Below are 26,914 nucleotides of genomic sequence, written 5' to 3' on the forward strand. Positions count from 1 at the left end.
CATCAATACCTTGCCGACGGCCCCGGCCGCAAGGAGAGGGGCGACCCGTGGACCTGTCGATGAACGAGTCTCCGTTCCCGCCGATGCCGGCCGTGCTCGACGCGGTGCGGGAGGCCGCGGCCCGGCTGCAGCGCTACCCCGACTTCCGGTCGGCCGAGCTGGTCGCGGCGCTGGCGAAGCACCTCGACGTGCCGGACGGCGAACTCGTCCTGGGGCCCGGCTCCGCCGGGCTCACCCAGCTGCTGATCCAGGCGCTCGACCCCACCCGCGACGAGATCGTCCACCCGGCGCTGTCGTTCGAGGGCTACCCGCTGATGGCCGCCAACCTGCGCAACCGATCCGTGGCGGTGCCGCTGGCGGGGCTCACCCACGACCTCGACGCGATGGCCGCCGCGGTCACCGGGCGGACCCGGTGCGTGCTGCTGTGCAACCCGAACAACCCGACCGGCGCCGCGCTCAGCCACGCCGAGATCACCGACTTCCTGGCCCGGATCCCGCACGACGTCGTCGTGATCATCGACGAGGCCTACCGGGAGTACGTCACCGCCGGGGACTATGCCGACGGCCTCGCGCTGCACCGCGAGCACGACAACGTCTGCGTCGTGCGCACCTTCTCCAAGGCCCACGGCCTGGCCGCCCTGCGGGTCGGCTACGCCGTGGTCCCGCCCCGGATCGCCGGGCCGGCCCGGATGGCGAGCCTGCTGTTCTACCCGGGCGGGCTCGCGCAGGTCGCGGCGCTCGCCTGCCTCGAGCCCGGCGTGCTCGACGAGTGCGCCCGCCGCTGCGCGCGGCTCGTGGGGGTGCGCGACCGGCTGGCCGCCGCGCTCGCCGCGGCCGGGCTCCCGGTCGCGGCGTCGCAGACCAACTTCCTCTGGCTGCCGCTCGGCGCCGGCAGCGACGCCTTCGCGCGGCGCTGCGCGGACGCCGGCCTCCTCGTGCGGGCCTTCCCGCAGGTCGGCGTGCGGGTCACGGTCGGCGACGAGGCCGGCAACGAACGCCTGCTCGCCGTGGCGAGGGCCGGATGAGGATCCTCGTCGTCACCTGGGGCTGGCGCTCGCACCTCAACCACCTCGTGCCGCACGCGTGGGCGCTGCGGGCGGCGGGTCACGACGTGCGGGTGGCCTGCCCGGCCGACCTTACCGAGGCCGTCACCGGCGTCGGGCTGGCGGCGGTGCCGGTCGGGGCGCGGCTCGACTTCGCGACCGTGGCCACGGGCCAGATCGCGCCCATTCGCGACGACCCCGTCCCGGCCGGCGACGCGCTGCCCCGCTCGGTCACCGTCGGCGGGGTCGCCCATACGTACGCCGCGACCATGCTGCCGGACCTCGTCGCCTTCGGCCGCTGGTTCCGGCCCGGCCTCGTGCTGCACGAGCAGAACAACCTCGGGGCCGCGGTGGCCGCCGCCGCGCTGGGCGTGCCGTCCGTGCGCGTGCTGTGGGGGCCGGACTTCGCGCTGCCCATCGACCGCGACGCCGTGCTCGGCCCGCTCGCCGAGCCCTACGGCGTCGCACCGCCCGAGGTCCCGCTCACCGGCACGCTCACCCTGGACCCGTGCCCGCCGCCGCTGCAGGTGCCGCTCGCCGGGCCGCACCGGCCCGTCCGGTTCGTGCCCCACAACGGCGCCGCGGTGCTCCCCCGGTGGCTGCGCGGGCCCGCCGACCGGCCGCGGGTCGCGCTCTCCCAGGGGACCCTGATGCCGCGGCTCGGGTTCGCCGCGTTCGACCTGCGCACGACCGTCGCCGCGCTCGCCGACCTGGACGCCGAGTTCGTGCTGACCGCCGAGCCGGAGCCGGGCCAGGTCCTGCCGCCCAACGTGCGGGCGGCGCCGGGCCTCGCCCACCACCTGCTCCTGCCGACCTGCGCGGCCGTCGTGCACCAGGGCGGGGCCGGCACCACGATGACCGCCGTCGCGTGCGGGGTGCCGCAGCTCATCCTGCCGCGCGTCGGCGATCAGCACTTCAACGCCGAGCGGGTCGTCGCCGCCGGCGTGGGCACAGCGCTCCCGGCCGAGCGGGCTCGGCCCGACGCGATCAGGGACGCGGTGTCCGGGCTGATCGGCGACCCCCTCCGGCGGGCGGCGGCCACCCGGCTGCGGCAGCGCAACGACGCCCGTCCCGCGCCGGCCGAGGTCACAGGGCACCTGACGCGGCTGGCGCGCACAGCACCGGTACGACACCTGGAGAGGGCCCATGATTGAACCGATCCCGTTCCCCCTGCCCGAACCGCCCTCGCTCTACCAGCCGCTCCCCGAGCTCGTCGAGCTGCAGCGCGACCGGCCGGTGGTGGAGATGCAGATGGCCGACGGCACGCCCGCGTGGCTCGTGACGCGCTACGCCGACGTGCACACGGTGCTCACCGACTACCAGCGGTTCAGCCGCGAGATCAACAAGGCCTCCCGGACGCCGGTCGCGGAGCTGGGCGGCCTGGAGACCGAGTCGCTGATGGGCATGGACCCGCCCAAGCACACGCGGATGCGCCGGCTCGTCGCGCACGCGTTCACGCCCCGGCGGGTCGAGCGCATCCGGCCCGCGGTCCGGGCGATGGTCGACGAGCTGCTCTCGCGCATGATGACGATGCCGCGCCCGGTGGACCTGGTCGCGAACTTCTCGACACCGATCCCGATCTGGGTGATCAGCGAGCTGCTGGGCATCGCCGTGGAGGACCGCGGCAAGTGCAAGGAGTGGTCCGACATCATGGTCGGCGACTGGAACCGCGACCCGGCCCGCACGAAGGCCGCGGTCGACGGGTTCGCCGGCCTGATCGACTCGCGGCGCTCGAAGCCCGGCGACGACCTCATCAGCGAGCTGATCATCGCGCAGGAGGTGCACGGGCACCTCACCGAGCGCGAGATGCTCATGGTCTGCATCGGCCTGCTCATCGGCGGCCACGAGACCACGACGAACCAGATCAACCTGTTCCTCATGGCGCTCATGCACTTCCGCGACCTCTGGGACCGGGTCGTCGCGAACCCACAGGACATCCCGAAGACGGTCGAGGAGCTCTCGCGCTACATGCAGATCGGCGTCACGGGGGTGATGCTGCCGCGGGTCGCCAAGCAGGACGTGGAGCTCAGCGGGGTGACGATCCCGGCCGGCGGCGTGGTGCTGCTCGCCTTCATGGTCGCCAACCGCGACCCCGAGGTGTTCGCCGATCCGCACCGGATGGACGTGGACCGGGCGAGCAACCCGCACCTCGGGTTCGGCATCGGGATTCATCACTGCATCGGAGTACACCTGGCAAGAATGGAGCTGCAGGAGTCCCTGGCGGGGATCGTGCGCTGGATGCCGCAGGTCCGGATGGCGATCCCCGAGTCCGAGGTGAAGCTCGTCGAGGGCCTGGTCGTGCGCCAGGTCCAGGCCCTGCCGCTGACATGGTGAGCCCGCGGGAGGAGCTGATCGGGCGCATCCTCGGCTGGTGCCGGGCGCGCGAGGAGGTGCGCGCGGTCGTGCTCTTCGGCTCGCTCGCCCAGCCGGACGCGCGCGTGGACGAACAGTCCGACGTGGACATCGAGCTGACCTTCGCCGACGTGACGCCCGAGCTGCTCGCCGGGGCGTGGTGGCGGGACTTCGGCGAGGTGTGGGCCGCGCACTCGCTCGACCCCCTGCCGGTGTGGAGCCTCGTCTACGCGGGCGGGCTCGCCGTGGACCTCAGCATCGTCGACCCCGGCCGGATCGGCGGCATGGTGGCCGCCGGACGGCTCAGCCGCGTGTGGGAGCGCGGCTACCGGGTGCTGCTGGACCGCGACGGCCTGACCCGCGGCCTGCCCGCGCCCAGCGGGGCGATGCCCGAGCCGGGGCCGCTCACCCACGACGAGTTCCGGCGGCTCGCCGACGGCTTCTGGGTCGAGGTGCTGCGCGTGCCGAAGTACGTGGCCCGCGGCGAGCTGTGGGCGGTCAAGTCCCGCGACTGGAGGGCGAAGACCCGGCTGCTGCGCCTGCTCGAGTGGCACGCGATCACGGTCGGCGGGCACCGGGTCGACGGCCACGGGCTCGGCCGGGGCATGCCGGGCTGGCTGCCGCCGCAGCTGTGGGAGGCGGTGCACGGCGTGTTCGGCCGGTTCGACGGCGCCGACGCCCTGCGCGCGTTCCGGGCCTCGGTCGAGGTCTTCGACCGGGCCGCCGGCGAGGTGGCCGCGGCGGCCGGATTCGAGTACCCCACGCAGCGCGACCGGCTGCTCCGCGAACACGCCGAGGGGCTGGCATGAGGCACGCGAGCGCGGTCGTCATCGGGGGCAGCCTGGCCGGGCTGGCCGCGGCCCGCGTGCTCGCCGGGCACTTCGAGCGCGTCGTCGTCGTCGAGCGCGACGAGCTCGCCGACGACACCGAACCCCGCCGGGGCGTCCCGCAGGGCGGGCACGGCCACGTGCTGCTGGTCGCCGGGCAGCGCGCCCTGGACGCGCTCTTCCCCGGCCTCATGGCCGAGCTCGTGGCGGCCGGCGCGGCCGAGTTCGATCCCGGCCTGGGCCTGTCCTTCTCCCGCTTCGGCGCGATCTGGCCGCGGGTGCGCACCGAGCTGCGGCTCGTGACGGCGAGCCGTCCCCTGCTCGAACGCTGCGTGCGCCGCCGGGTCCAAGCGCTCGCCGGCGTCGAGCTGCGCACCGGGACCGCCGTCTCGGCCCTCGTCGGCGACGGCGAGCGGATCACCGGCGTCCGGCTCGACGACGACACGGTGCTCGCCGCGGACCTCGTGGCCGACTGCAGCGGCCGCGGCGGCCGGTCCCAGCAGTGGCTGCGGGACCTGGGCCACCCGGCGCCCCGCGTCACCGAGATGAAGATCGGCGTCGGCTACGCGACCCGGCTCTTTCGCCGCCGGCCCGACGACCTCGGCGAGGCACGGGCCGCGTTCACCCTGCCCGACCCGCCCGCGCAGCTGCGGGCCGGGCTCGCCCTGCCCGTCGAGGGCGACCGCTGGGTGGTGTCGCTGGGCGGCTGGCACAACGCCTTCCCGCGCGACGAGGCGGCGTTCGCCGCGCACGCCGCCGCCCTGCCGCACCCCGGCCTCGCGAGCATCGTGGCCGACGGCGAGGCCCTCAGCGACCTCACCGTGTGCACGCTCCCGGTCAGCCGGCGCCGCCACTTCGAGCGGCTGCGCGGCGCCCCGGCCGGCTATCTCGCGCTCGGCGACGCCGTGTGCAGCTTCAACCCGATCTACGGCCAGGGGATGACCTGCGCGGCCGTCGAAGCGGTCGCGCTCGGCGAGCTGCTGCAGCGCCACACCGCGGTGACGGCGGCGCTGAGCCTCGACTACTTCCGGCAGGCGGCGCGGATCGTCGCGACGCCGTGGCGCTTCGCCTCCGGCGGCGACTTCGCCTACCCGCAGACCGAGGGCGCCCGGCCGCTCGGGGCCGGGCTGCTCAACGCCTACGCCCGGCGGCTGCAGCTCGCGTCCATGCGAAACCCGGACGTGCGGCGGGTGTTCACCTCGGTCCAGCACCTGATCCTGGACCCGACGGCGCTGACCAGCCCCGCGATGATCGCGAAGGTGCTGCGCACGCGATGAGAACCTATCCGTTCGAGCCGTTCCAGGGCCGGCTGTCCGACGAGGTGCTGCGCATGGTCGTGGACGAGCCGGTCAGCCGCGTCCGGCTCCCCGACGGGCGCCCGTGCTGGCTGGTGCTCGGCTACGAGCAGGTGTGCACGGTGCTGGGCGATCCGCGGTTCGCCCGCTTCGGCAACGGGCCCTCCGGGACCGTCGCCGCCTGCCCGAACGGGTCGGGCAGCCGCACGCTGCGCAGCGACGGGCCCGACCACGCGGCGCTGCGCCGGGTGGCCGCCCGCGCCTTCGCGCCGCGAACCGTGGAGGGCTACCGGCCGCGGGTCCAGTCGCTGACCGACCGGCTCCTGGACGCGATGGCCGCGCGGGGCCGCCCGGCCGACCTGATGACGGCGCTGGTGAAGCCCCTGCCCGTGCTCGTGATCTGCGAGCTGCTCGGCGTGCCCGCGGCGGACGAGACCCGCTTCGGCGAGTGGGCCTCGGCGATCCTGTCCGTGACCGCGTTCGACTCCCCCGCCGGGCGCGCCGCGCAGGCGGCCCTGGACCGGTACTTCATGGACCTGGTGGCCGCGAGACGCGCCGATCCCGGAGACGACCTCGTGTCGGCGTGGCTCACGACCCACCTCACCGCCCCGGAGATCGCCGACCTCGCCGCGACGGTCCTGCGCGGCGGCCGGGAGATCAACTCGATCGCCTCCGGGCTGCGCACCCTGTTCGAGCACCCGGACCAGCTGGCCCTGCTGCGCGCGGACCCGTCGCGGCTGCCGGGCGCGGTCGAGGAGATGCTGCGGTACTCCGTGCACAGCAACATGTTCCGGGTGCAGACGGCGCTCGAGGACGTCTCGCTGGCCGGCGTGCGCATCAGCGCCGGCGACTGCGTGATGGCCCTGCCCGCAGCGGCGAACCGCGACCCGCGGCAGTTCGCCGAGCCGGACGTGTTCGACATCGGGCGCTCGCCGAATCCGCACCTCTCGCAGGGGTACGGCGCACACTTCTGCCTGGGCGGGGCGCTCGGGCGCATGGAGATCGAGGTGGCGATCGGGTCGCTGCTGAGCCGCTTCCCGGGGCTGGCGCCGGCGGTGGCGGTGACGGACATCGCGTGGCGCAACGAGCGCTTCAACGCGGGGATGGCGGCGTTCCCGGTCACCTGGTGACGGCGCTCAGCCGCCGGACCAGATTTGCCCTGCAGGTCGTGCAGGTCCGCGAACGGCCACGCGGTGCCGAGCAGTCGCCGGAGCCTGGCCAGCGTCGCCACCGCCGGGAGCGCGGGCGTGAACCGTTCCGGATCGACGCCGGACGCCACGCCGCGCTCGGCGACGGCGACGACCTCGCCCGGCAGACGGACGTCGTGCGCCTCGACGGAGTGGGCCAGTCCCTCGGGCCACACGAAGTGCTCGCCATCGGTCAGCTCGGCGCTGCCGTTCGCCGCGCCGCAGAGCCGGCACACGGACAGGCCGGCCGCGACGGCGAACACCGTGCCCGACCGCAGATAGGCGGCGACGGCCCGGTGCGTGGCGGGGTCAGCGGCGGACACGAAGCCGCAGACGTCGGGCAGCCCGGCCGGCGCCGCCCGGCCGTCCCAGTACCCGAGCAACCGCAGGACCCTGGTCATGGTCGAACACTGCCACGCGCACCTGATGCCGTCGATCGCGTTCTTCCGGGCGATCAGCGTGTGAACGGACGCAGAGGTGACCTGTCGCCTACGGACCACTTGTGACCGAACGGGTCCGTGAAGCCACCTTGACGGTGCGTCCCCCAGGGCACGTGGTGATCCTCGATTCCCGCTCCGGCGACCGCACCCGCGGCCACGGCGCGCTCGATGAAGGTGTCGGGATCATCGCCGAACACCTCGACGCGGGTGCTTGTGACCCCCGCCTGGCGCGGACTGGTCTCTGTGGGGTTCTCGGGATTGACCTCATGGAGGAAGAAGGCCGCGCCACCGATCTCAAGGCCGGCCACACCACCAAGATTCCACAGCTCTGTCGCGCCCAGCGCAGCCTTGTACCAGGCGACCGCAGCGTCGGCATCCGGGACGATCAGCATCACAGAGATCAACGGTGGCGAACCGGACACCATGTCGCCGGACGGCACGGAACGACCTCTCAGTTCCTCAGTCATACCCACAGCATGCCCGAGATCACGAGCACCGTGTCCCCAGTCCGGCCCACGGCCCGACTCCACCAGCCCCGAAGACGAGCAGCTCGCGAAGCGTCAGCACCGACCAATCCTTGGCTGAGATCACTGAGCCATTCCGCGTAATGATGCGTGACGCTGGGTAGCTGTGACGCTCGGCGGCAGCTGGCACTTCCTAACAATGGATCGCGAAAGCGTCAGATCGGCGCCACCGCGATCAGAGCGGTGATTGCCACGCAGCACCAACCGAACCAGTCTCCGAGTCGACTGTAGACTGTTGTGGCTGCGGCGAGTGGAACCCTGGCGTCGACTGCCGCGCCCTGCGTGGTGTCGGCGTCGATGACGATCCGGCCAAACGCGTCGCTTACCGTGGCTCGGCCACTGCGGGCAACCCGGGCCACCGCGACGCCCGACTCCACACCTCGCACTACCGCCATACGGCTGTGCAACCAACCGTCACGGACGAAGTCCCACGCCGGAGCAAGCAGCATCTGCGCCCCGCCAGCCCGGTAGGCGCGAACCAGCGAGGGAAAGTCGAGATCCTTACAGATGAGCACACCCAGGCGCCGGTCACCGGGCAGGTACTGCAGGTCGCGACCGGGGCGGTAGGCAGCCTCCAACCCCGGGATCAAGTGATGCTTCTGGTACACGCTTGGCGGGTCTCCGCCAGCGTCGAAGACCGCCGCGACATTCGCTGACGCGGTCTCGCTCAGGCGGGCCACTCCGACCACAACGTCCACGCCAAGGTCGACCGCCACCCGTGCCAGAGGCTGCAGCCGGTCAACCATCCGGACTTCGTCGACGGCGAATATGACCTCGGGCAACACGATGACACCTGCCCCACGACCGGCGAGCAGATGCACCTTCTCGACGTACCGTGACACCAGCGCCGCGCCCTCCGGCGAGTCGATCTGCACCGGCCCACCAGGCTGCTCAACCACGGCCAGGCCGACGTGCACCTGCTCGCCGAGCGCGGCACGTCGGCCGCGCCGGACGGCGTACCCCGTGAGTGCGGCAACTATTGCCGCGGCGGCGAGGAGCACCGCCACCCGTTCGCCGCCCGTACCCGCCGGCGCCGTCACGGCGGCGGCAACGCTGGAGGGCAGCGCGAGCAACGCTGCTATGCCCCAGACGCCGGTCAACGAGGCCACCTGCGTGACGGCCGGAACGTCCGCCTGCGAATACGCCACACTCCACGACACACCATGCGGGGATCGAAGCGCCACGAGGAACTCCATCGCCACCCATGCCACGGGCACGGCCAACGCAGCCAACCCCAGGTGACCGGCGACGAGGTGCGCCCTCGCCAGCGCCACGACGCACGCCACCCCCACACAACCACCGACGAACCGCACCGCCACCAGGAGACGGGGCATTTGCACATCGCGGACGTAGAACGACCACCACCCGAGCTGGCCAATGAGCCAGGCACCGGCAGCCACACTGACCGCTGCAAACCACGGCACTCTCGGCGCAAGCGCGAGCAGCGGCAGCAGCGGCGCCCAGGCAGCAACCGCAACCGGCCGAAGCCCTGAACCCAGCCGAAACAGCCAACCAGATATCGCGGTAACCGCCACACACGCGGCGACCTGCCCGACCACCGCACCGCTCACGGGGCGACCCAAATGGACATGGACGTTCCGTTCGGTAGGTAACCCACCGATAATATCGGCGCGAACCGATGCGATCCAGCGTCGACCGGACGTCGGCCGTCAACCACCATGAGGTTCGGTGCCAACGGGCCGCTGCGAGTCAACGAAGACATTCGTGGTGTGCTGACACGGTTGTACGTATCGGGCCTGCTGCACGCCGAACGCCTCCGCCGCGGTACCCGGACCGGCACGGCGAACGCGGCAATGCGCTGCTCAAGACCGCGTTGAAAGCCCTCCGCAACGTCAGCCTCTGCCCCTGGCGAATCGGGCTCTTCGAAGTTCATGGGGTCTGAAGTCGGCTGACGTTCCACTGTGGACCCTAACTGATAGATGCCCGCAGCTCTCGTGGATCATGTTGTTGTCGAAGCAAGATGATCACAACAGAAGAGATACGGGCGTGGTGAACGATACGACGCTGCTGCTGGGTCTTGACGGTCTGGCCGTGGTCGGGGTCGCCGGCGACCCCGACGGACCGGTAGTGCACCTGGTCACCGCCGATGAACAGGCACGACACTGCCCGGACTGTGGCACCCGGGCGTGACGGTCCAAGGGCAGGCGGGTGACCCGGCCTCGTGACCTGCTGGTCGGTGACCGCCGGCCGCGGCTGGTGTGGACCAAGCGCCGCTGGCGCTGCGACGAGGCGGGGTGCCGGCGTCGTTCGTTCACCGACTCGGTGCCGGCAGTGCCGCCGCGTAAGCGGTTGAACAGCCGGTTGAGGGTTGCGGCCGGGACGGCGGTGGCCGATCAGGGCCGTACCGTGGTCCAGGCGGCACGCGACCATGCGGTCTCCTGGCCGGTAGTCGCGGCGGCGTTCACCAACCACGCGCAGATGGTGCTGCGGCCCAGCCCGAGCCGGTCCAGGTGCTCGGTATCGACGAGATCCGCCGGGGCCGCCCAAGATGGGTCCTCGACGAGGCCACCGGCGCCCGGCAGACCGCCGTGGACCGCTGGCACGTCGGCTTCGTCGACCTGTCCGGCCGGCAGGGCCTGCTCGGGCAGGTCGAAGGCCGCACCGCCCAGGCAGTCGTCGACTGGCTGGACGACCGTGGCCAGGCCTGGCGCGACGCCGTCCAGTTCGTCGCGATCGACATGTGCACGATCTTCAAGTCCGCCATCCGCCGCGCCCTGCCGCAGGCCACCCTCGTGGTGGACCACTTCCACATGGTCCGGTTGGCCAACCAGACCCTCACCGAGGTCCGCCGCCGGGTCACCATCACCCACCGTGGCCGGCGCGGCCGCAAGGGCAACCGCGAATGAGAACTACGCAACCGGCTCACCCGCTCCGCCGCCCGGATGCGCGGCGAACACGTCGACGCCCTCCTCGACGAACTCGCCAGCCTGCCCACAGCGATCGGTGCACCGATCGCCGCCGCGTGGAACGCCAAGGAAGACCTGCTCGACCTGCTCGCCACCGCCCGCACCCACCCGAGCCGCGAACAGGTCAGCGACCTGCTGTACCGGTTCTACCGCCGCTGCGCCGACGCCGACCTCCCCGAGCTGCAACGGCTGGCCACGACCGTCGAGACCTGGTGGCCAGAAATCCTGGCGTTCCTGCACACCGGGATCACCAACGCCGGGTCCGAGGGCACCAACCGGGTCATCAAGACCATCGCCCGCGACGCCTACGGCTTCCGCAACCCCGTCAACCAGCGGCTACGAACCCGAACCGCCACCACCCGCAAAGCCGCGGGCATCTCGACCCCGCAAACCAACTTCGAAGATCTGCCATCGCCAGCTCAGCGTTGAGCTGAACTGGCGATGAGGTTGAACTGGTCATACGAGAATCAATGTTATGAACACCGCACCCGCCCGACCTGGGACCGCCGACCCTGTTCGGCTCGGTCGCAACGCCGACTTCGTGCGCCTCTGGCTCAGCCAGACGCTGTCGGCGACCGGCTCACGGGTGAGCTACCTGGTGTATCCGCTGTTGGTGCTCACGATTACCGGCTCCGCATCGGCCGCCAGCGTTGTCGCTGCGGTGGCAGCGTTCGCCGGGGTTGTGGTGCGCATACCGGCGGGTGTCCTGCTGGACAGGGCGAACCGGCGAACGGTGATGTTGTCCTCGGAAGCGGTGCGCGTTGTCGCCATGGCGACCGCAGTGGTCGCGGTGGCGCTCAACCGGGCTCCGTTAAGTCTCATCGCCGTCGTGGCGGCCATCGACGCCAGCGGCTCGGCACTGTTCGTCTCGGCCGAGCGGACGATCCTGCGGCACATCGTCCCACTGCAGCAGGTGCCCGCCGCGACGGCGCGCAACGAGGCCCGGACGTTCACCGCCGAGCTGCTCGGGCCAGCCCTGGGCGGCGCACTGTATGGCCTGGCCCGGACAGCGCCGTTCGTGTTCAACATAGTCGCGTACGGCGTGTCGTTCGTTGCCGTCCTGGCCATCCGCAAACCACTGCGGGCCGAGGCCCATCACGATCAGGAAGGATGGGGCACGGCCTTCGCCAGCGGGGTTCGGTTCCTGGCGAAGGAGCCGTTCCTTCGCGCGTTGGCGACCGTCGGACCGCTGCTCAACATGGCCTTCACAGGCATCATGTTCGTGGTCGTGGTGGTCCTGCACAATGCCGGCGTTCCGCCGCAAGGCATCGGCGTTTCCATGGCCACCGTGGCCGTGGGTGGCATCGCCGGTGCGGTGATAGCCCCTTGGATGCAGCGGGCACTGCGCCCCCGGCGACTCGTTGTGGGGCTGTCCTGGCTCAGTGCGTTCATGGCCGCGCTCTGCGTCCTGCTGCCAGCCGGGTACTGGGTGGTGGCTCCACTTCCGGTGCTCGTGCTCCTCGCTCCTGCTACGACGGCCACGCTGTTCGGCCACCAGAACGCTGTGACGCCGGATCACCTGCAGGGCCGCGTCGTTTCTACCTTGGGGCTGCTGGTCACCGCCATGAACCCCGTCGCACCGCTGCTCGCGGGCATCTTGCTGGCACGCTGGGACAGCTCCGTGGCATTCGGGGCCTTCGCGGGCATCTTCGTGATCGCCTCGATCATCGTCACCCTGAGCCGAGGCATGCGCTCGTTCGAAACCCCAGCGGCGACACACCGGAATGTCGCGGCCGAGAAGGTCGGTCGCGGCGTCGCGGCCGAGACGGCCAATCCGAGCGTCGGCATGGAGTGACATCACATGGCATCAGATGCGTTGCACGGCACCAACCGGATCATCAAACCATCGCGCGTGAAGCCCACCGCTTCCCCAACCCATCAACCAGCGACTACAAACGAACCGCCACCACCCGCAAAGCCCGCGGACATCTCGACCCCCGCCAACTTCGAAGAGCCGCGAATCGGCGACATCGTCGCAGCCGCATTCGTCCTTCTCCACCTCGAACACGGCCGAACCACCTGATCATCCAACGACACCAGCCGTTACGCGGAAAGGCTCACTGCACTTCCTTCGGTGCAGCGAGGACTGTTCCAGCGGCGGCATGTCGGCGATGAAGGTGCGCCCGGGTGAGCCGGTTGAGCGGTCACCCGTTCAATCGCCCGACTGCCTCCGTACCGCCAAAGAGGAGCCTTCGCCGAATCGCTCGGCATTCGTCCGCAAGGATGTCGGCGGGCGGGCACGTTGTTCTAGGGGCGACTATCGTGGCGGCGCTTTCATGCCGGACGGAAAATAGGCTGGCGGCGAGATGACGGATGGTCGCTGCGATTGATCGCTGTTCCACAGCATTGAGCCGTGGCGCGGGGCGAGGAGGGACTGCGTTGCAGCACGTGGATCCGCGGACGCGGGCCAACCGGGCGATCTGGGAGAAGGCCGCGTGCAAGAACGTCGACGAGCACGACGACCTGCTGCGGCAGGCCCGCGCCGGCTCGTCGCTGTTCCCGGCCGAGGTCGCGCTCCTCGCGCCGCTGCTGCGGCACTCCCCCGACGTCGTCCACCTGCAGAGCGGGCACGGCCTCGACGACATCGCCCTCGTCCGGGGTGGCGCCCGCCGCGTGGCCGGCGTCGACTCCAGCGAGACCACGGCCGGGGCGGCGCAGCGGCGGGCCGGCGCGCTCGGGCTGCCGTGCGCGTACGTGGTCGCGGCCGTCCCGCGGGCACCGCTACGAAGCGGCTGGGCCGACCTGTCTACACGGGCAAGGGCGCCCTCACCTGCTCGACGTGACCGAGGCCCAGCGGTACTGGTGCTCCGGGCGGCCGGTGACGCCGTAGCGGAGCTGGACCTCGGCGATGCCGTCGCGGGCCAGGGCGGCCAGGTAGCGCTGGGCGGTGGCGCGGGAGATGCCCAGCTCGTCGGCCACCTCGGCGGCCGTGCGCGGCCGGCCCGCGCCGCGCAGGGCCTCGCTCACCAGCCGGACGGTGACCGCGGACTGGCCCTTGGGCGCGGCCGGGCGGTCGCCGTCGTGCAGCACCCGCCAGCAGCGGTCGATCTCGGCCTGGGTCAGCGTGCGCTCGGCGGCGACCAGCGCGCGGTAGTGGCGGTACGCCGTGAGCCGGTCGGCCAGCTGCTCGGCGGTGAACGGCTTCACGAGGTAGTTCAGCGCGCCCCGGGCGTAGGCGGCCCGCACCGTGTCGCCGTCCGACGCGGCGGTGAGCATGATGGCGTCGGCGGTCAGCTCGGCGAGCAGGTCGAGGCCGGACTCGTCGGGCAGGTACACGTCGAGCAGCACGAGGTCGATCGGCTTCGCGGCGAGCACGCGCCGGGCCTCGGCCGCGGTCCGTGCGGTCGCCGTGACCGCGAACCCGTCGACGCGGTCGGCGAAGTCGACGTGCACCCGGGCGACGCGGAAGTCGTCCTCGACCACGAGCACCTGGATCGTCACGCGGGCCTCCCCGCCGGCTGCAGGGCCGCGGGCAGCCGCGCCTCGAACACGGCGCCGTGGTCGTCGTGCACGGCGCCGGCCAGGCGCACGTCGCCGCCGAGGCGCCGGGCCGCCTGCCGGGCGAGGGCCAGGCCGATGCCGCGGCCGTCCTCGCCGTTGGTGGAGACGCCGGAGTCGAAGATGCGCCCGGCGAGGCCGGGCGGGACGCCGTCGCCGGAGTCGACGACCGAGATGTGCAGCGTCGTGCCGTCCTCCAGCAGGGCCACGTCGACCCAGGCGGGGCGGCGGGCGCCGCGCCGGGCGGCCTCGAGGGCGTTGTCGACGAGGATGCCGAGCACGGTGGTGACCTCGACCGGCGCGGTGACGCGGGTGCCGACCCAGCTCGTGTCGGCCAGCGCGAGCCGCACGTCCTTCTCGGCGGCCTCCGCGCTCTTGGCGTCGATGAAGGCCTGCAGGTAGGGGTCGTCGACGGTGTGCCCGGACGCGGGGGCGGCGCTGTCCGAGACGGCGTGCAGGAACTCCAGCGCCTCCCCGCTGTGCCCGTTCTGCAGCAGTCCGGACAGGACGTGCAGCCGGTTCGCGAACTCGTGGCGCTGGGCCCGCAGCGCGGTGCTCAGCGTGCGCACGCTCTCCAGCTCCCGCGTGATGTTCTCCAGGTCGGTGCGGTCCCGCAGGGTGAGCACCCCGCCGAGGTCGCGGTCGTCGCGGCGCACCGCGCGATAGTTCGCGACGAGGACCCGGTCGTTGGCGACGGTGATGACGTTGTCGACCGGAAGCCGCCGGTCGAGCGCTTCCCGCAGCGCGGGCGGCAGGTCCAGGCCGCCCTCCGAGTCGCCGAGGAGCCGTACCGCCTCGCCGTTGCAGACCGACACCCGGCCGTCGGTGTCCACCGCCACGACGCCCTCGCTGATGCCGTGCAGCACCGCCTCCCGCTCCTGCACCAGCTCGGCGAGCTCGTGCGGCTCGAGGCCGAGCGTGAGCCGCTTGAGCCGCCGCGACAGCAGCACCGAGCCGACGAACCCGAGCAGCAGGGCGCCACCGGCGAAGAGCGCGGCGAACGCCAGCTCGCGGATGACGTTCTCGCGGACGTCCTTGATGCGGAAGCCGACGCTGACCTCGCCGACGATCGCCCCGGCGGCGTCGCGCAGGGGCGTCTTGCCGCGCGCGGACAGCCCGAGCGTGCCCTGCTCGACGTTGATGGTGTCGTGCCCGGCCAGAACCTCCGACGGGTCGGTGCTCACGGGCTCGTGGATGCGGCCGGGGTTCGGGTGGGCCAGGCGGATGCCCCGCCGGTTGGTGATGACCACGAACAGGGCGCCGCTGGCGAGCTTCGCCGCCTCCGCCCGCGCGGGCAGCACGCCCCCGGGGTCGTCGGCGGCGGCCGCGGCCGCGATCGCCGGGTCGGCGGCGAGGGTATGGGCGACGGCGAGCGCGCGGGTGCCGTACTGCTGGGTCAGCTCCCCGTCGAAGAGCCAGCCGACGAGGGCGAAGCCGACACCCACCACGACGACCAGCACGCCGGCCTGCAGGGCGAGGGCCTGCCGGGCGAACGGGGCGTAACGCAGCCGAAACATGACGGGAGCGTACCGCCGGAGACGCCCGATCGGCCCCGTGAGCAAAACGCGCAATACGCGGCTTACGCGGCCTGCCGCCACAACGATCGCAAGGATTCGCGGCGGCCGCGGTGATCTCTACGGTGCCCGTCATGAGCGTAATCGCGTTGCGCCACGCCACCAAGCGCTTCCCGGGCGCCGATGGCACACCCCACACCGCCGTCCGGGATCTCACATTCACCGTCGAGGCCGGCGAGTTCGTCGCGGTCGTCGGCCCGACCGGCTGCGGCAAGTCCACGACGCTGTCGCTGGTCTCCGGCCTGGAGCCGCCGTCCAGCGGCGAGGTCGAGGTCGACGGGGCCGCCGTGCGCGGCATCCCCGACGGTGTCGGCTACATGTTCCAGACCGACGCCGTGCTGCCGTGGCGCTCGGTCATCGACAATGTCGCCGCGGGCCCTCGATACCGCGGCGTGGGCAAGGCCGAGGCCCGAGGCCGGGCCGCCGTCTGGGTCGAGCGGGTCGGGCTCGCCGCGTTCGCGCGGTACTACCCGCACCAGCTCTCGGGCGGGATGCGCAAACGGGTCGCCCTGGCCCAGACGCTCGTCAACGAGCCGCGCATCCTGCTCATGGACGAGCCGTTCAGCGCGCTCGACGTCCAGACGCGGGCGTTGATGCAGGACGAGCTGCTGCGGCTGTGGCAGGGCACCGGCGCCGCGGTCGTGTTCGTCACCCACGACCTCGAGGAGGCGATCTCGCTCGCCGACCGGGTCGTCGTCATGACGTCCAGCCCGGCGACGGTCAAGGGGATCTTCGACGTGCCGCTGCCCCGGCCGCGCCGCGTCGAGGAGATCCGCCTGACGCCCGCCTTCGTCGAGACCTACCGCGAGATCTGGGACAGCCTGCGCGAAGAGGTCGAGCGGGCCCGGGCGGAGGCGAGCGGCCGTGCCTAATCGCCGAACTCTCGTCATGTGGGCGGTCCGGCTCGCCGTCGTCGCCCTGTGGCTGGCCAGCTGGGAGCTGGCCGCCACCCACTGGATCGACCCGTTCTTCTACTCCAAACCGTCGGCCATCTGGGAGCGGCTCGGCGACTGGTTCACCAAGGGCACCGCGTTCGGCTCGGTGTGGACGCAGATCGCGATCACGCTCGAGGAGACGGTGCTCGGCTTCGTCATCGGCGCCGTCGGCGGGGTGCTGCTGGGCATCCTGCTCGGCCGGGCCCGGTTCGTCGCCGACGTCGCGGCCCCCTTCATCAAGGCCGCCAACGCCGTACCGCGGATCGTGCTCGCCTCGCTGTTCGTCATCTGGTTCGGCCTCGGCCTGACCTCGAAGGTCGCGACCGCCGTCGTGCTCGTGTTCTTCGCGGTCTTCTTCAACGCCTTCCAGGGCGCCCGCGAGGTCGACCGCAACCTCGTGAACAACGCCCGCATCCTGGGCGCCTCCCGTGTCCAGCTGCTCACCTCGATCGTGGTGCCCAGCGCCATGTCGTGGATCTTCGCCTCGCTGCACGCCGCGTTCGGGTTCGCGCTCATCGGTGCGGTCGTGGGCGAGTACGCCGGGGCCGACAAGGGCCTCGGGCTGCTCATCGCCAACGCCCAGGGCACGTTCGACGCGGCCGGCATCTACGCCGGAATGATCATCATCACCGTCATCGCCCTGCTCGCCGAGTGGCTGCTGACGCTGCTCGAGCGCCGGCTGCTGCGGTGGCGTCCGCCAACCCACACCCAAGGAGACGCACATGCGTAAGTTGTCGGCGGCCGTCTGCTGTGCCGCCCTGCTCCTCGCCGGCTGCCGGGGCACCGCACCCGACCAGACGGGCCCGGCCGAGACGCCGACCCAGGTGAAGATCATGGTCGGCGGCATCGACAAGGTGATCTACCTGCCGGCCAAGCTGACCGAGCAGCTCGGCTACTTCAAGGCCGAGGGGCTCGACGTGCAGCTGCTGACCGAGCCCTCCGGCGCCACCGCCGAGAACGTCCTCATCTCCGGCGACGTGCAGGGCGTCGTCGGCTTCTACGACCACACCATCGACCTGCAGACGAAGGGCAAGTGCATCGTCAGCGTGGTCCAGCTCGCCGACGTGCCCGGCGAGGTCGAGATCGTGGCCGCGAACAAGGCCGACCAGATCAAGAGCCCGGCCGACTTCAAGGGCCGCAAGCTCGGCATCACCAGCTCCGGCTCGTCGACCGACTTCCTGACGCAGTACCTCGCGACGAAGGGCGGCCTGAGCAACGGCGACTACACGACGGTCAAGGCCGGGGCCGGGCAGACGTTCATCGCCGCCATCGACAACGGCGGCATCGACGCGGGCATGACCACCGACCCGACCGCCGCCCAGCTGACCAGCACCGGCAAGGGCAAGATCCTGCTGGACATGCGCACCGAGGCGGGCACCCGCGCGGCGCTCGGCGGCCTGTACCCGGCCAGCTCCCTCTACATGGACTGCGCGTGGGTCCAGGCGCACCGGGAGGCGGTACAGAAACTGGCCAACGCGTTCGTGAAGACCCTGCGCTGGATCAAGGCGCACAAGCCGGACGAGATCGCGGCGAAGATGCCGGCCGAGTACGCGGCCGGGAATCCGCAGCTGTACGTGCAGGCGGTGACCGACAGCATCGGCATGTTCAACGGCGACGGCGCGATGAAGGCGGAGGGCGCCAAGAACGTGCTCGAGGTGCTGAGCCAGTTCTCGCCGAACGTGAAGGGCAAGAAGGACACCGTCGAGCTGACCAAGACGTACACGACCGACTTCGTCTCGAAGGTCGCCGCCGGATAAGCCTGCGGCGCGCCGTCAGCGGCCGCCCGCCGGGGTGGGTAGCGTCAGTTCGCATGAGCGTGATCTCGGCGGCTGACACGGTCCACCTCGAGCGGGCGGTCGCCCTCGCGTGGGAGGCCCGCGAGCGCGGCGACCACCCGTTCGGCTCGCTGCTCGTCACGCCGGACGGCACGGTGCTCGAGGCGCGCAACAGCGTCGTCACCGGCGCCGACCCGACCGGCCACGCGGAGACCAACCTCGTCCGGCTCGCCGGGCGGCTGGAGCGGGCCGTGCTGGCCGCCAGCACGCTGTTCACGAGCACCGAGCCGTGCGCGATGTGCGCCGGCGCCATCTACTGGTCGGGCATCGGCCGGGTGGTGTTCGCGCTCGGCGAGGCCGAGCTGGCGACGATGGTCGCGCAGGAGGAGGGTGTACCGCCCCTGGACCTGCCCTGCCGCGAGGTCTTCGCCCGCGGTGGCCGCCCCATCACCGTCGACGGCCCGGTCCCGCTCCCCGGCGCCACCGCCGTCCACGAGGGCTTCTGGAACTGACGGGATGCATCGGCGTCACCCGTCGGCCGTCGTTCGGACGTACGATTCGTGAATTGAACGAACGGACATTTGGCCCGGTGAATATACGATCCGAATCGTACGCCAGGCAGCGACCGGACCGCACGCCCCCTAGGGCCCGGAGCCCCACCCGGAAAGACGGTCGGGCCGCAACATTGACATCGACCACGGAACGTGTTTGCATCAGCTATTCGACGCTCCTCCCCGAATCGGCGAATACTGCGCAGCGATTCAATCGGATTCCGCGGAATCCGGCGGCCAACCGACCAGGAAGCCGAGATGCTGGAAACAGCAATCACCGTGCGCGAGAATGTCGACCTGGCAGTGATCGATATCGCCGCCAAAGGTCGTTGGACCTGGCAGTTGCGGGTCGATTTCATGGCGGCCGTCCGCAAGTCGCTCGCCCAGCAACCGCGCGCCATCGTTCTCGACCTGGCCGGCCTGGTGGACGCCGAGCGCGAACTGGTCGCGTCGGTGCTGCTGGCCGAGCAGCAGAGCGCCGTGCACGAGCCCCCGGTCCCGCTGCTGGTCCTCGCGCGGCAGGCGCAGGCGCTGCGGCTGCACTACAGCGGTGTGGCGCGGCGCATTCCGGTCCACGCCGACCGGGCCGCGGCGCTGCGTCACCTCGTGGACAACACCTCGCCGTTCGGCCAGGCCCGCCTGCTGCTGCAGCCGAGCCTGCGGGCGGCGGCCAAGGCGCGCGGCGTCGTCGACGACGCGTGCCGCACCTGGGGCCTGCCCCAGGTGCTGTTGCCGGCGCGGCTGATCGTGTCGGAGCTGGCGGCCAACGCGGTCGAGCACGCGGGCTCCCCGTTCACCGTGACCCTGACGCGCCGCGGCGCCGGGCTGCTGCACATCGCCGTGGAGGACGACCTGCCGAGGCTGCCGAAGCTGCGCCTCTGGCCGAAGCACGCCGGGCCGATGCCGGCCCTGCGCGGCAACGGGCTGCGGATCGTCTCCGCCGCCGCCACCGCCTGGGGCAGCCATCTCACCGCGCACGGCAAGGTGGTCTGGGCCACGCTGCGGGCAGGGCCGGAGCGGATTCGCGCCGCCCGCACGGCCCCCGGCGCCGCCGGCGGCTGAGGCACCGGCGGCGCCGGGGCCGTGCGGACGGGACCTCAGCCGACGGGCGCGTCCGCCCGCTCGACCACCTCCGGCTCCGGGTCCGGCTCCGGGGCGACCGTGGAGCCCAGCACGCTCAGCAGCGCCGGGGCGAGCAGCGAGCGCACCACGAACGCGTCGAGCAGCACGCCGACCGACAGGGCGAACGCCAGCTCCCGGAACGGGCGCAGCGGCACGATGAGCAGCAGCCCGAAGCTCACCGCCAGGGTGAACGCGGCGGTGCGGATGGCCCGGGCCGAGTGCGGCAGGGTCAGCGCGAGGGCCTCGCGCAGCGGCCTGGTCCTGGCCTCGCGCCAGGCCGGGCCGATGCCGAAGATGTTGTAGTCGGAGCCGAGCGCGACCAGCAGCACGGCGGCCGCGAACGGCACGTAGAAGGTGAGCCCGTCCGCGTGCAGGATGTCCTGGAACAGCCACGTGGTCAGGCCGAGCGTGGCGCCGATCGCGAGGACGCTGCAGGCGAGCAGCCCGATCGGCGCGACCAGCGCGCGCAGGAAGAGCATCAGGAACAGCAGGTTGGCCAGCAGCGCGGCGATCGCGATGCGGCCCAGGTCGTCGGTGGTCTGCGCGACGATGACCCGGGCCACCGCGGTGTCACCGCCGAGGCTCGCCCGCGCGCCGTCGAGACCGGCGGCGGCGAGCAGCCCGGGCAGGTCGCGCTGGACCCGGCCGACGGTGTCCACGGCCTTGGCCCCGAGCGGCTCGTCGGCGAGGATCAGCAGGTAGCGGGCCGCGGTGCCGTCGGCCGAGCGGAACACGTTGTAGCCCTCGGGCAGGTTGGGCGTGGTCGGGCCGACCACCGCGGCGACGCCGGGCTCCTTGGCGAGGGCCTGCTGGAGCTGGGCGAGCTCGGACTTGCGCCCGGCGATCGCGTCGCCTTCCAGCAGTACCTCCGTGGGCGAGAGAATCCCGTCGGCGAACCCGGTCTCGGCGGCGGTCGCGGCCGCCCGGGCCGGGCGGTCCTTCGGCAGCGCCTCGACGAACGACACCCCGAGCTTGATGTGCTGCAGCGGCAGCGCGGCCACGACCAGCCCGGCGGTGCACAGCAGCAGCAACGGCAGCGCGAACCAGCGGCGGGTCAGCAGCCGCGCCCACCGGCGCCCGCCGACGGGGCGCGGAGGCGGGGTGGCCCGGGGCCGCAGCGGCGACCAGAACGCCGCGCGGCCCAGGATCGCCAGCAGGGCCGGCACGAGCGTGACGGACACGAGGGCACCGATGAGGATGGCCAGCGCCATCCCCGGCCCGAACGCGCGGAAGGCGGGCGAGCCGGCGACGATCAGCGCACCGGTACCGGCCGCCGCGGTCAGCCCCGCGACCGCGATGATCGGCGTGAACCGCGCGGTCGCGGCCCGGGCCGCGTCCAGCCTCGTCTCGCCGGCCCCCAGCCCGCGCCGGACCGCCGAGAGGTAGAACACCACGTAGTCGGTGACCACGCCGAGCAGCAGCGCGACGAGCAGCGGCTGGGTCTCCTGCGGCACCGGTACGCCGAGCCGCAGCGCCAGCGCCCCGCCCACGTGCAGCGTCAGCAGGCTCGCGACGCCGGCCACCCCGAGCGCGACCAGCGGGGCGACGATCGAGCGGAACGCGACCGCGACGATGAGGAAGACGGCGGCGACCGTGATCAGCTCCAGCCGCGACACGGACGACTGCACGATGCGCGCCTGCTCGACGCGGGCCGGTACCGATCCCGTGATGCCCACGACCGAGTCGTCGGCGCTGTAGTGCGCCGCGACGAACCGCTCCGCCGCCTGGACCTGCCCCGCGAAGTTCACGTCAGGGTTGGTGAACAGCAGCGTGACGATCGTGGTGCCGTCCTCGGCCGAGCCGGGGAACAGCCCGAGCGTGTTCATGACCGGAACGGCCGCCCGGATCGGGCCGACGTCGCCGTACGTCCCCTCACTGACCGCCTTGGCCCGCTCCACCGCCTCGGACTGCGTCGCCTGCGACAGCCCGTTCGGGTTGCGCTGGACCACGGCGACCCGGCTGAGCAGCGGGAACCCGAACTTGTCGAACGAGCGCAGCTCGCTGCGCACGGCCGGGTTGTCGGCGGAGACGAGCTGTTCGAGGTCGCTGCCGCCCTGCCCGACGGCCGGCAGATAGACCACCGACGCCACCGCGGCCGCGGCCCACCCGCCCACGATGAGCCATCGCAGGCCGACGACGAATGCGGCGTACGCCCGCGGAATGAGACTCGGCCGCCACCGGCTGCGCATATCCATGCACGGCGTGATGCCCCGCGACCGAACCACGAAAACGAACTTCCCTGCGGCGAGCGAACCGGGGGATCCGGGCCCGGCGCCGCGGCGGGGCTAGAGCAGGCGCCCGGCGTCGAAGACGAGCACCCGGTCCGCGGTCGCCGTGGTCAGGCCGCGGTGGGCGATCGAGACCGTGGTCCGGCCGCGGGTCAGCACGGCCAGGGCGCGCTGGACCGCCGCGTCCGTGGCCGGGTCCAGGCCGGAGGTCGCCTCGTCCAGCACCACCAGGTCCGGGTCGGCCAGGGCGGTGCGGGCAAGCGCGACCAGCTGCCGCTCTGCGACCGAGAGGCGCTCGCCGCGCAGGCCGACCGCGGTGGCGAGGCCGTCGGGCAGGGTCGCGTACCAGTCGCCGACGCCCAGCTCGTGCAGGACACGCACCGCGTCGGCGTCGGTCGCGGCCGGGCAGCCGAGCCTGATGTTCTCGCCCACGGTGCCGTCGAACAGGAACGGGTCCTGCGGCACGATGACGACCCGGCCGGCCAGGGACGCGTCGTCGAGGCGGTCCAGCGGCACCCCGCCGAGCCGGATCGTCCCCGCGGCCGGCTCCAGCCGGCGGGTGAGCAGCTTCGCGAACGTCGACTTGCCCGAGCCGGTGCGCCCGACCACGGCCACGTGCTCGCCGGGCTCGATGCTGACCGTCACGTCGCGCAGCACCAGCGGGCCGTCGCCGTAGCGGGCGCTGACCCGCTCGACGCACACACCGACCGCGCCCGGCGGCAGGGCGACGCCGTCGCGGACCGCGGCGCTCGGCGTGCGCGCCAGCTCCAGCGCGCGTCGCCAGCCGGTGAGCGCGTTCTGGGCCTCGCCGAGGCTCTGCACCAGAAACTGCAGCGGGCGCACGAAGAAGCCGACGAGGAACACCATCGCCACCACCTCGCCCGGGGACAAACGCGACCAGACCCCGCCGAACAGCACGGTCACCGTCATCGTCGAGATCGCGAGCTCGCCGAGGGAGGCGTTGGCGTGCAGCGGGACGAGCGTGTGCACCAGGCTGTCGCGGGCGCGCCCCGTGGCGACGCCGCGCACGAAGATGGTCGCCCAGCGGACCAGGGAGATGCCCAGGATCAGCAGGGCGCTGACCCACCAGGCCGACGCCGGCACCGGACGCCCCGACAGCGCCGGCACCACGAGGTGGTCGGTGGCCCAGCCGACGGCCGCCGCGCCGACGACCATCGTGGCCCCGTTGACCAGCCCGGTGACGGTGGCGACGGCGGCCGGCCCCGGATGCGCGCGGGCCCCGGCGAGCTGGGCCGCCAGCGCCCGCCACGGCTCAGACACGCACGCCCGCCGCACGGCCGGGCACCGCGTCGAGCAGCTCGCGGGTGTGCGGGCTGCGCGGATGCGCGAAGACCTCCGCGGCCGGCCCCTCCTCGACGACCCGCCCGCCGCGCATCACCGACACCGTGTGCGCGATGTCGGCGACGACGGCGAGATCGTGAGAGACGAACAGGTACGACAGCCCCAGCGCCTGCTGCAGCTCGACCAGCAGCCGCAGGATCTGGTCCTGCACCAGCACGTCGAGCGCGGAGACGGGCTCGTCGAGCATGAGCAGCTCCGGGCGCAGGGCCAGAGCACGCGCGATCGCGACCCGCTGGCGCTGGCCGCCGGAGAGCTCGCTCGGCAGCCGGTCCAGATATGCGGCCGGGAGCCCGACCTGGTCGAGCAGTTCGCGGGCCCGGGCGGTGCGCTCGCGCCGGTCGCCGACCTTGAACGCGACCAGCGGCTCGGTGATCGACTGCCGGACGGTGAACTTGGGGTCGAGTGCGGCGAACGGGTCCTGGTGCACGAGCTGGGCCTTGCGCCGCAGCGGCCGCAACTGGTTCCAGCCGCGCCCGGCGATCTCGGCCCCGTCGAGCACGATGGAGCCGCTCGTCGGCGCCTCGAGCCCGAGCGCGATGCGCAGGGTCGTGGTCTTGCCGCACCCGGACTCCCCGACCAGGGCGTGCGTCCGGCCGCGGGGCACGGTGACGTTCACGTCCTCGATCGCGTTGAAGCCGCGCCGGCCGCGGCGCAGATCGTCCACGGCAAATGTCTTGTGCACCCCGGTGAGGGTCAGGATCGGCTCGGGCGCCGGCTCGCCGCGCACGTCGAAGCGGGCTTCCACCCGGCCCCCGTGGGCCAGCCGCGGGGCGGCGGCGATGAGCTCCCGGGTGTACTGCACCCGCGGGTCGGTCAGGATCGTGCCCGGTTCGCCCTCGTCGACCTTGCGGCCGTCCCGCATGACCACGACCCGGTCGGCCCGGTCGGCGGCCACGGCCAGGTCGTGGGTGATGATGAGCAGCGAGATGCCCTGCTCGCGGACCAGGCCGCCGAGATGGTCGAGGATGCGGCGCTGGACGGTGACGTCCAGGGCGCTGGTGGGCTCGTCGGCGATGATGAGTTTCGGCCGCCCGGCCAGCGCGATGGCGATGAGCACCCGCTGGCGCAGGCCGCCGGAGAGCTCGTGCGGATACTGCCGCGCCCGCAGTTGCGGGTCGGGGACGCCGGCCTTGTCGAGGTAGTGGTGCACCTGCTGCGGCCCACACGCCTCGGCCACCTGCGCGCCGATCCGCTTGGTCGGGTTGAGGCCGACCATCGGGTCCTGCGGGATGAGCCCGACCACCGAGCCGCGCAGCCGCCGCAGCGTGCGTTCCCGCGCCCCGGCGATCTGCACGCCGCCGACCAGCGCGGAACCGCCGGTGATCCGCCCGTTGGCGGGCAGCAGCCCGATGAGCGCGTTGGCGGTCGTGGTCTTGCCCGAGCCGGACTCGCCGACGATCGCCACGATCTCGCCGGCGCCGACGGTGAGATCGAGCCCGCTGACCGCCGGCGTGATCCGCCGGTGCCGGGTGTAGCCGATGTCGAGGCCCCGCACCTCGACGAGCGCGTCCGTGGTCACCGCGTCAACTCCTGCATGGTCTTGGAGATGTGGTTCAGGCTGAGCACGAGCAGCGCGACGAACAGGCCGGGCAGCAGGCTCAGCCACCACGCCGTCACGAGGTAGTTGCGGCCGTCGGCGATGAGCGTGCCCCACTCGGCGGCCGGTGGGGCCGCGCCGAAGCCGAGGAAGCTCAGCGACGCGATCGCGATGATGGCCACGCCGCCGTCGAGGACCGCGAGGACCGCCACCGGGCCCCAGGAGTTGGGCAGGATGTGCCGCAGCAGCACCCGCGACCACGAGGCGCCCGCGGCCCGGGCCGCCTCCACGTAGGGCAGCGTCTTGACCCGTAGCACCTCGGCCCGGGTGGTGCGGGCGAAGCCGGGCACGATGCCGACGCCGACGGCCACCGCGACCGGCATGGTGCCGTAGCCCAGGGCGGTGACGATGGACAGGGCGAGCAGCAGGCCGGGGATGGCCAGCAGCACGTCGATGATCCGCATGAGCAGCGCGTCGGTGGCGCCGCCGAAGAAGCCGGCGACGATGCCGAGGCTGAGCCCGGCGACGAGGGCGATGCCCAGGGCGAGCAGCGTGGCCTCGATGGTCAGCGGCGAGCCGTAGAGCATGCGGGTCCACAGGTCGCGGCCGTAGCTGTCGGTGCCGAACAGGTGGCTGCCGCTCGGGGGGAGGATCGCCGACTCGGGGTGCGTGTCGTAGGGGTCCGCGCCGGTGAACCAGCGCGGCCGGAACGCCGAGACGACCACGAACAGCACGTAGAGGGCCGCGATCAGGAACAGCGGTTTGCGCAGCAGTTGCGCGGTCACAGCGCGGCCCTCCTGGTGTAGGAGATGCGGGGGTCCAGCAGCGGGTAGATCAGGTCCACGACGAGGTTGACGAGCACGAAGACGGTCGCGGCGATGGTGACCACGGCCAGGACGACCGGGACGTCCTGGGAGAGGACGGCCTGCTGAGCCAGGTTGCCCAGCCCCTCCCGGGTGAACACCGTCTCCACCACGATCGAGCTCGTCACGGTGAGGCCGACGATCACGCCGAGGATCGTCATCGCCGGGAGCGCGGCGTTGCGCAAGGCGTGGCGCAGGTGCACCGCCGAGCGGGACAGGCCCTTGGCCCGGGCGGTGGCGATGTAGGGCTGGCGCAGGGTCTCGTCGAAGGTCTTGATGAGGACCTGCGCCAGCACCGAGGAGGTCAGGACCGAGATGGTGGCGACCGGCATCACGAGCGACGCCGCGCCCTGGGTGCCGGTCGCCGGCAGCCAGCCCAGCTGGAAGGAGAAGAACTGGATGAGGAACAGCGCGACGAAGAACTGCGGGAACGAGGCGCCGAGGGCGGGCAGCCGGGTGAGGGCGATCCGCAGCGGGTTCCAGCGGGCGAACGTCGCCAGGTAGGCCAGCGCGGAGCCGGCCGCCAGGGACACCGCGGCCGCGCTCACGCTCAGCAGCAGGGTCTGGCCGAAGCGCTGGCCGATGAGCTCGGTGACCGGCACGCCCTGGCTGAGCGAGAGGCCGAAGTCGCCGTGCAGGGCGCCGGCCAGGTGGTGCCAGTACTGCGCCCAGATCGACTCGTCCAGCCCGAACCGGTGCCGCATCGCGGCCAGCTGCTGCGGGTCCAGGCTGTCCTGCTGGATGCCGGCCGCGGCCAGCTGCAGCTGCATCGGGTCGCTGGGCAGCAGGTACAGAATCGCGAAGGTCAGCGTGAACGCGGCCCACAGCACCGCGACCGCCTGGCCGATTCGCCCCAGGACGTACCGGATCACCG

At 72.4% G+C, this 26,914-nt stretch carries 22 protein-coding genes and 2 pseudogenes; 15 read left to right on the forward strand and 9 right to left on the reverse strand.

The window, feature by feature from the left end:
* Positions 1–59: 59 nt before the first annotated feature.
* The 7 genes from ACQP2P_RS28300 (at position 60) to ACQP2P_RS28330 (ending at position 7,169) form a co-directional block, all read left to right on the forward strand.
* Complete coding sequence (locus tag ACQP2P_RS28300; RefSeq protein WP_433605789.1) at positions 60–1,025, forward strand: aminotransferase class I/II-fold pyridoxal phosphate-dependent enzyme; 966 nt, start codon at positions 60–62, stop codon at positions 1,023–1,025.
* Entirely contained in the window at positions 1,022–2,197 is a 1,176-nt protein-coding gene (locus ACQP2P_RS28305; RefSeq protein ID WP_433605791.1) for a nucleotide disphospho-sugar-binding domain-containing protein, read from the forward strand. Before ACQP2P_RS28300 ends, ACQP2P_RS28305 begins: the two co-directional genes overlap by 4 nt.
* A complete protein-coding gene (locus ACQP2P_RS28310; RefSeq protein ID WP_433605793.1) occupies positions 2,190–3,377 on the forward strand; it encodes a cytochrome P450 in 1,188 nt (395 codons plus the stop codon). Before ACQP2P_RS28305 ends, ACQP2P_RS28310 begins: the two co-directional genes overlap by 8 nt.
* Positions 3,371–4,204 (forward strand): aminoglycoside 6-adenylyltransferase, encoded by an 834-nt coding sequence (locus ACQP2P_RS28315; RefSeq protein ID WP_433605795.1) that lies wholly within the window; start codon positions 3,371–3,373, stop codon positions 4,202–4,204. The genes ACQP2P_RS28310 and ACQP2P_RS28315 overlap by 7 nt, the downstream gene beginning before the upstream one ends.
* Positions 4,201–5,499: an FAD-dependent oxidoreductase gene (locus tag ACQP2P_RS28320; RefSeq protein WP_433605797.1), complete on the forward strand. Its 1,299-nt coding sequence runs from the start codon at positions 4,201–4,203 to the stop codon at positions 5,497–5,499. The genes ACQP2P_RS28315 and ACQP2P_RS28320 overlap by 4 nt, the downstream gene beginning before the upstream one ends.
* Entirely contained in the window at positions 5,496–6,647 is a 1,152-nt protein-coding gene (locus tag ACQP2P_RS28325) for a cytochrome P450 (RefSeq protein WP_433605799.1), read from the forward strand. Before ACQP2P_RS28320 ends, ACQP2P_RS28325 begins: the two co-directional genes overlap by 4 nt.
* 357 nt (positions 6,648–7,004) lie before the next feature.
* Positions 7,005–7,169, forward strand: a complete 165-nt coding sequence (locus tag ACQP2P_RS28330) for a hypothetical protein (RefSeq protein WP_433605801.1) — start codon at positions 7,005–7,007, stop codon at positions 7,167–7,169.
* On the opposite strand, the gene ACQP2P_RS28335 is transcribed toward ACQP2P_RS28330, so the two are convergent.
* Positions 7,159–7,611 (reverse strand): VOC family protein, encoded by a 453-nt coding sequence (locus ACQP2P_RS28335; RefSeq protein ID WP_433605802.1) that lies wholly within the window; start codon positions 7,609–7,611, stop codon positions 7,159–7,161. The two genes, ACQP2P_RS28330 and ACQP2P_RS28335, sit on opposite strands and share 11 nt — an antisense overlap.
* A gap of 212 nt (positions 7,612–7,823) precedes the next feature.
* Complete coding sequence (locus tag ACQP2P_RS28340; RefSeq protein WP_433605804.1) at positions 7,824–9,239, reverse strand: nitrilase-related carbon-nitrogen hydrolase; 1,416 nt, start codon at positions 9,237–9,239, stop codon at positions 7,824–7,826.
* Positions 9,240–9,388: 149 nt separating this feature from the next.
* Between ACQP2P_RS28340 and ACQP2P_RS28345 the strand changes: the two are divergent.
* The 3 genes and pseudogenes from ACQP2P_RS28345 to ACQP2P_RS28355 all read left to right on the forward strand — a co-directional run.
* Positions 9,389–9,571 (forward strand): annotated as a pseudogene (locus ACQP2P_RS28345) (hypothetical protein); the annotation flags it as partial.
* A gap of 104 nt (positions 9,572–9,675) precedes the next feature.
* Positions 9,676–11,029: pseudogene (locus ACQP2P_RS28350) on the forward strand (ISL3 family transposase).
* A gap of 41 nt (positions 11,030–11,070) precedes the next feature.
* Complete coding sequence (locus ACQP2P_RS28355) at positions 11,071–12,390, forward strand: MFS transporter (protein WP_433605806.1); 1,320 nt, start codon at positions 11,071–11,073, stop codon at positions 12,388–12,390.
* A gap of 971 nt (positions 12,391–13,361) precedes the next feature.
* On the opposite strand, the gene ACQP2P_RS28360 is transcribed toward ACQP2P_RS28355, so the two are convergent.
* Positions 13,362–14,036 carry a response regulator gene (locus ACQP2P_RS28360; RefSeq protein ID WP_433605808.1) on the reverse strand — a complete coding sequence of 225 codons (675 nt, stop codon included), beginning with the start codon at positions 14,034–14,036 and terminating at the stop codon, positions 13,362–13,364.
* Positions 14,033–15,610: an ATP-binding protein gene (locus ACQP2P_RS28365; protein ID WP_433605810.1), complete on the reverse strand. Its 1,578-nt coding sequence runs from the start codon at positions 15,608–15,610 to the stop codon at positions 14,033–14,035. Before ACQP2P_RS28365 ends, ACQP2P_RS28360 begins: the two co-directional genes overlap by 4 nt.
* Positions 15,611–15,741: 131 nt before the next feature.
* Here ACQP2P_RS28365 and ACQP2P_RS28370 point away from each other — a divergent pair, with 131 nt between their 5' ends.
* The 5 genes from ACQP2P_RS28370 to ACQP2P_RS28390 all read left to right on the forward strand — a co-directional run bounded on the left by ACQP2P_RS28370 (position 15,742) and on the right by ACQP2P_RS28390 (position 19,990).
* The gene (locus tag ACQP2P_RS28370) at positions 15,742–16,539 is read left to right on the forward strand and encodes an ABC transporter ATP-binding protein (RefSeq protein WP_433605812.1); all 798 of its coding nucleotides are present in this window, start codon (positions 15,742–15,744) and stop codon (positions 16,537–16,539) included.
* Positions 16,540–16,555: 16 nt separating this feature from the next.
* On the forward strand, positions 16,556–17,332 hold the full coding sequence (locus tag ACQP2P_RS28375) for an ABC transporter permease (protein ID WP_433605814.1): 777 nt from the start codon (positions 16,556–16,558) through the stop codon (positions 17,330–17,332).
* A complete protein-coding gene (locus ACQP2P_RS28380) occupies positions 17,325–18,359 on the forward strand; it encodes an ABC transporter substrate-binding protein (RefSeq protein WP_433605816.1) in 1,035 nt (344 codons plus the stop codon). Before ACQP2P_RS28375 ends, ACQP2P_RS28380 begins: the two co-directional genes overlap by 8 nt.
* A 53-nt stretch (positions 18,360–18,412) precedes the next feature.
* Complete coding sequence (locus tag ACQP2P_RS28385) at positions 18,413–18,889, forward strand: nucleoside deaminase (protein WP_433605818.1); 477 nt, start codon at positions 18,413–18,415, stop codon at positions 18,887–18,889.
* A gap of 297 nt (positions 18,890–19,186) precedes the next feature.
* A complete protein-coding gene (locus tag ACQP2P_RS28390) occupies positions 19,187–19,990 on the forward strand; it encodes an ATP-binding protein (protein ID WP_433605820.1) in 804 nt (267 codons plus the stop codon).
* 35 nt (positions 19,991–20,025) lie between these two features.
* Here the strand turns inward: ACQP2P_RS28390 and ACQP2P_RS28395 are convergent, their stop codons facing one another.
* The 5 genes from ACQP2P_RS28395 to ACQP2P_RS28415 all read right to left on the reverse strand — a co-directional run bounded on the left by ACQP2P_RS28395 (position 20,026) and on the right by ACQP2P_RS28415 (position 26,912).
* Complete coding sequence (locus ACQP2P_RS28395) at positions 20,026–22,245, reverse strand: MMPL family transporter (protein WP_433605822.1); 2,220 nt, start codon at positions 22,243–22,245, stop codon at positions 20,026–20,028.
* 90 nt (positions 22,246–22,335) lie between these two features.
* Positions 22,336–23,559, reverse strand: coding sequence for an ABC transporter ATP-binding protein (locus ACQP2P_RS28400; RefSeq protein WP_433605824.1), 1,224 nt, complete (start codon positions 23,557–23,559; stop codon positions 22,336–22,338).
* The gene (locus tag ACQP2P_RS28405) at positions 23,552–25,159 is read right to left on the reverse strand and encodes a dipeptide ABC transporter ATP-binding protein (protein ID WP_433605826.1); all 1,608 of its coding nucleotides are present in this window, start codon (positions 25,157–25,159) and stop codon (positions 23,552–23,554) included. The genes ACQP2P_RS28400 and ACQP2P_RS28405 overlap by 8 nt, the downstream gene beginning before the upstream one ends.
* Positions 25,156–25,962: an ABC transporter permease gene (locus ACQP2P_RS28410; RefSeq protein WP_433605828.1), complete on the reverse strand. Its 807-nt coding sequence runs from the start codon at positions 25,960–25,962 to the stop codon at positions 25,156–25,158. Before ACQP2P_RS28410 ends, ACQP2P_RS28405 begins: the two co-directional genes overlap by 4 nt.
* Positions 25,959–26,912 (reverse strand): ABC transporter permease, encoded by a 954-nt coding sequence (locus ACQP2P_RS28415; RefSeq protein ID WP_433605830.1) that lies wholly within the window; start codon positions 26,910–26,912, stop codon positions 25,959–25,961. Before ACQP2P_RS28415 ends, ACQP2P_RS28410 begins: the two co-directional genes overlap by 4 nt.
* Between the last annotated feature and the right edge of the window lie 2 nt (positions 26,913–26,914).

The organism is Dactylosporangium sp. CA-139114 (genome assembly GCF_050955725.1).
In the GTDB taxonomy this organism is placed as follows: domain Bacteria; phylum Actinomycetota; class Actinomycetes; order Mycobacteriales; family Micromonosporaceae; genus Dactylosporangium.

Coding starts and splice junctions, on each gene's coding strand:
- ACQP2P_RS28300 (WP_433605789.1), top strand. CDS start 60: ATGAACGAGTCTCCGTTCCCGCCGATGCCGGCCGTGCTCGACGCGGTG.
- ACQP2P_RS28305 (WP_433605791.1), top strand. CDS start 1,022: ATGAGGATCCTCGTCGTCACCTGGGGCTGGCGCTCGCACCTCAACCAC.
- ACQP2P_RS28310 (WP_433605793.1), top strand. CDS start 2,190: ATGATTGAACCGATCCCGTTCCCCCTGCCCGAACCGCCCTCGCTCTAC.
- ACQP2P_RS28315 (WP_433605795.1), top strand. CDS start 3,371: ATGGTGAGCCCGCGGGAGGAGCTGATCGGGCGCATCCTCGGCTGGTGC.
- ACQP2P_RS28320 (WP_433605797.1), top strand. CDS start 4,201: ATGAGGCACGCGAGCGCGGTCGTCATCGGGGGCAGCCTGGCCGGGCTG.
- ACQP2P_RS28325 (WP_433605799.1), top strand. CDS start 5,496: ATGAGAACCTATCCGTTCGAGCCGTTCCAGGGCCGGCTGTCCGACGAG.
- ACQP2P_RS28335 (WP_433605802.1), bottom strand. CDS start 7,611: ATGACTGAGGAACTGAGAGGTCGTTCCGTGCCGTCCGGCGACATGGTG.
- ACQP2P_RS28355 (WP_433605806.1), top strand. CDS start 11,071: ATGAACACCGCACCCGCCCGACCTGGGACCGCCGACCCTGTTCGGCTC.
- ACQP2P_RS28365 (WP_433605810.1), bottom strand. CDS start 15,610: ATGTTTCGGCTGCGTTACGCCCCGTTCGCCCGGCAGGCCCTCGCCCTG.
- ACQP2P_RS28370 (WP_433605812.1), top strand. CDS start 15,742: ATGAGCGTAATCGCGTTGCGCCACGCCACCAAGCGCTTCCCGGGCGCC.
- ACQP2P_RS28375 (WP_433605814.1), top strand. CDS start 16,556: ATGTGGGCGGTCCGGCTCGCCGTCGTCGCCCTGTGGCTGGCCAGCTGG.
- ACQP2P_RS28380 (WP_433605816.1), top strand. CDS start 17,325: ATGCGTAAGTTGTCGGCGGCCGTCTGCTGTGCCGCCCTGCTCCTCGCC.
- ACQP2P_RS28385 (WP_433605818.1), top strand. CDS start 18,413: ATGAGCGTGATCTCGGCGGCTGACACGGTCCACCTCGAGCGGGCGGTC.
- ACQP2P_RS28390 (WP_433605820.1), top strand. CDS start 19,187: ATGCTGGAAACAGCAATCACCGTGCGCGAGAATGTCGACCTGGCAGTG.
- ACQP2P_RS28395 (WP_433605822.1), bottom strand. CDS start 22,245: ATGGATATGCGCAGCCGGTGGCGGCCGAGTCTCATTCCGCGGGCGTAC.